The following is a 3,775-nucleotide window of genomic DNA, read 5'->3' as shown; positions in this document are numbered from 1 at the left end:
TAAAAAAAATGTTCACGAACCGATACGGGGAAGGTCAGAACGAAGAATAACCTTCCCTCTGTAAGAAAACTCAAGAAGTTATTCTTAGGATACTCTAAAAACATTACACAAACTTATTGACGGTACCCATCCTATATGCTCCTTTATAAATAATTTATTGAAGAAAACTTTCTATTTTTGTTCCCTGTATTTTCTCATTGGAAAAATGTGATAGGTACTATAAAAAGGTTAGGATATTTTTACACTTGATTTAAACTTAGGCATCACATGTTTACCGAATAACTCCATAGAGTTCATTACTTTATTGTGAGAAAGATTCCCAAAAGACATCCAACACATTAACTGTCCAAAACCAATTTGTTCTTGTTGAAATTGAATTTCTTCCGCTACAGTCTCTGGATCACCACAAATAAACAACCCAGATTCAATTAAACCTTCATAAGTTAATTCTCCACCGAAGAACGGAGCAAAAAATTGAGTGAAGAATTTGAAATTTTCAGGGAAAGAATCTAATTCTTCTTGTGTATCTGGCACAGCTGCATTCTGAAATAATCTTAAGAACTCTAGCATCGGTTCTTTTGCATCCTCCATAGCCTTTTCTTTCGTTTCTGCAACATACACGTGTCTTGCCATCAAGTAATTTTTAGGATCAACCTCTAGATTATTCTTTTTACGTTCAGACATATAAGTATTATAACTTTCACTAGCTCGATCTGGCGGAAGGAACAAAGTAGAAACAGGATACCCTTCTTTTGCAGCCCAAGCATGCGTTTCTGGACTTAAACACGTTGTATAAATTTGAGGATAAGGTTTTTGAATAGGGCGAGGTGTTAAAGAGCCTCCTTTCACATAGAAAAATTGACCATCATGATCCACTACTTCTTGAGAGAACGCTTTTTTAATTAACTCTAACCCTTCCTTGAAGCGCGGCCTACCGTCTTCCAAAGGCATTCCGAATTTTTCATATTCTAGAACATCTGCACTTCTTCCTAATCCAATAAGCAGTCTACCTTTAGATAATATATCTAGCATGGCAAACTCTTCTGCCATTCTCCAAGGATCATTAAAATTCAAAGCATTAATCATATTTCCAATCTTTATGTTCTTTGTTCTTTGAGCTAAGGTGGACAGCATAATATTGGGAGAAGGGGTCATGCTATATTCTGTGAAATGATGTTCACCCAGCCAGATGGTATCAAAACCCATTCTTTCTGCCAGTAACCATTCTTCCATATGATTCTCATAAATTTGAATTTGTTCTTCGCCCTCTAACTTTTGCCCAGCATGTGGCCAATGCACCAAATCAAAAATAGAAAATTCTAAATATTCCATTTAAATCACTCCTTTTAAAATTGCTATGTTTTGAAAGTTTTCAGACATTTCATTGATTAGCAAATTTAATATTTGTGTTTTCATGTCAAAAAGCTGAGGAAATATATTCCTCTTAGTGCTGTGTACTTGCTTGCTAATTTGTTTTTTGTGAATTTGTTTATTATATTAGTAACTTAGAATGAATTCACTTATATTATCAAACACAATTGGTAACATCTTGTTATTATTAATTCCTTCCATAAGTCCTCTAATTGTCCTTATCTTATTTTCCTAGGGATCACCCCCCCAGATGTAAGTGCTTATAAATTAATTGGATCCTCTATGTTGGGCTAGATATCAAGGCAGGGACGAGGCTTTAGTGTATTAACCTCATATTACAATGCAGAATAGTCCCTTACAATAACAAAACCCTGTCAGCGGGACAAATAACAAAATTTTTATTCTCTTACAGGTAAACCATTTTATTTTGTTTCCAAAGGAAAATACGGAATTACCATCTGCGCTGATACTGGTATTCTTGACAAAGTTTAGATACTTCCATTGAAGCTTTCTTGATTTCATTCACAAATGTCTGAATTTCCATACTATTTAACCGCTTCGTCGTGCTTGTTACTTCAATAGCAAAATTAAACTTTCCACTATGATCACGAATAGGAGCAGCTATAGAAATTCCTCCCACTCCGAATTCCTCTATACAAATAGAATGTCCTTGTTCTCTTACCATTTGTAAATCTTCTCGAAACTCAGCTGGATCCGTTTTTGTATTTTTTGTAAATCTTTTAAGTCCTTTTTGTATAACTCTTTCAATCAGTTCTTCGTTATCACTATAGGCAAGAAGTACCTTTCCGGCACTTGTACAGTATGCCGGGTTTAATTTTCCGATCTTATTAAATGATCTGCACCTATGTTTGCATCTAAATGCATATACCTGAACTACCTCCGTACCTTCTAAAGTACTACATCTAACTGTTTCACCAAGTTTATCTGCTAAGGCTTTGTACGTCGGATGAAACTCTTTAAAAGCATCAAAGTGGGAAGTTACAATTGTACTTAAAATCATAAAAGGAATACCTAGACGGTATTTTCTGGTAAAAGGATCTTGTTCTAAAAACCCCTCGCTAGCTAAAGTTGCCATGTAACGTTGAACTACGCTCTTTGACATGCCTAGTGATTCGGATAATTCACGAACTCCTTTTTCAGGTTCATCAATCGTAAATGAACGCAATATGTTTAATACGTTTTTTACAGATTGAAGATTATCTTTTCGATTATATAAGTGCTTCCCCACTTTTGCCTAACCTCCCAATAGTAGATGGATTAAAAAGACATACTTATAGTATTTGGTATTTGATTATATAATGGGCTATGTTCTATTGCAAAACCTTTTTAGATTCTCCATTAAGCGTTTTCTTGATTTGGATCCCCCCTTTCTCAAGCTCCATAATGATTCTTGACACGAGAATATTTGCATAATACTTTTCTGATTGAAAAGTATTAACTTACTTGGCGTTATCCCTTTTATTTATTGAACGGAACCTAAATACATTTTTACTAGTTGGTCACCTTCTGTATGAATTTAATACCGGCGACGTTGTGTAAAGTTCAATAAACTTGACGATGACTACCAGATTAAACATCTAAGAATTAAATTAAGGTCATTATCACCCTATACAGCTAAAGATTTTTTATAAAGAGTTAACTGATCATCGATATACCAAACTCTCCATTTCATTTCGATTGTTTTTAAATCAACGGACGAGACAGACGCTTTTTTTGCCAAGAGCAATTAAACCGGAAGAAGCGTTATCAGTAATTGTATCTTCTAATTTAATTTTCCAGTCTTTAATCCTGCTATCTACAATTTTCAATAGCAGGAACTACATAGCTGAGGATGATTTGTATATTAGTCCAAATCAAAGAAAAGTCGAGTTTAAACGATATTCCCAAACCACGGATCGATATGGTTACACGCGAGACTTTAAGAATGTGAGGACTGGGATGTCCGTTGAAGGAGAAATGTACAAAATCGAAAGGAAACCGGCAAGTTCGTTATAATCCGGTATATGAAGAACTTAAAGCTAAAGCGAAAGAAGAGCCTTTTGGTCTGACGAGGGCGCACAAATCTATGCTCAACGTAAAGTTGAAGTAGAAATTGTGTTCGGTCATATCAAGGGTAATCGGTATTTCCACCGATTTTCACTACGCGGCCTTGAAAAGATCAACATCTAGTTTGGGCTGGTCGCCATGTACCACAACTTCCTGAAACAGGAAGAAAAGAACCGCCTGTTTCAGCCAAAAAGGAAAAAACCGACGGAATGAACTGCCATAGCTAAATGAGACAGATATAAAACACCTGCTAGGCTGCTTTGACTCCAAACTCTTTTGGAGTAAGGTAGCCTAGTTTTTCTTGTATTCGCTCTTCATTATAGTGTTGAATATATTT

General features: G+C 35.3%; 3 protein-coding genes and 1 pseudogene. 2 read left to right on the top strand and 2 right to left on the bottom strand.

The genetic code is table 11. The annotated features are described in order from the left end of the window. Window positions 1-228: 228 nt before the first annotated feature. Window positions 229-1,332 (bottom strand): LLM class flavin-dependent oxidoreductase, encoded by a 1,104-nt coding sequence (locus ACE1TI_RS21405; protein ID WP_375009543.1) that lies wholly within the window; start codon window positions 1,330-1,332, stop codon window positions 229-231. Between the two features lie 490 nt (window positions 1,333-1,822). Then, window positions 1,823-2,620: an IclR family transcriptional regulator gene (locus tag ACE1TI_RS21400; RefSeq protein ID WP_375009542.1), complete on the bottom strand. Its 798-nt coding sequence runs from the start codon at window positions 2,618-2,620 to the stop codon at window positions 1,823-1,825. Window positions 2,621-3,337: 717 nt separating this feature from the next. On the opposite strand from ACE1TI_RS21400, the gene ACE1TI_RS21395 reads away from it, so the two are divergent. Both ACE1TI_RS21395 and ACE1TI_RS21390 read left to right on the top strand, forming a co-directional pair. After that, entirely contained in the window at window positions 3,338-3,481 is a 144-nt protein-coding gene (locus tag ACE1TI_RS21395; protein WP_375009541.1) for a hypothetical protein, read from the top strand. After that, window positions 3,442-3,561, top strand: a pseudogene (locus tag ACE1TI_RS21390) (transposase); the annotation flags it as partial. The gene ACE1TI_RS21395 and the pseudogene ACE1TI_RS21390, both read left to right, overlap by 40 nt. Between the last annotated feature and the right edge of the window lie 214 nt (window positions 3,562-3,775).

The sequence above is a fragment of the Alteribacillus sp. JSM 102045 genome, assembly GCF_041949975.1.
Taxonomy (GTDB): Bacteria; Bacillota; Bacilli; order Bacillales; family Marinococcaceae; genus Alteribacillus.
This window is presented reverse-complemented; position numbering and strand designations above follow the sequence as displayed.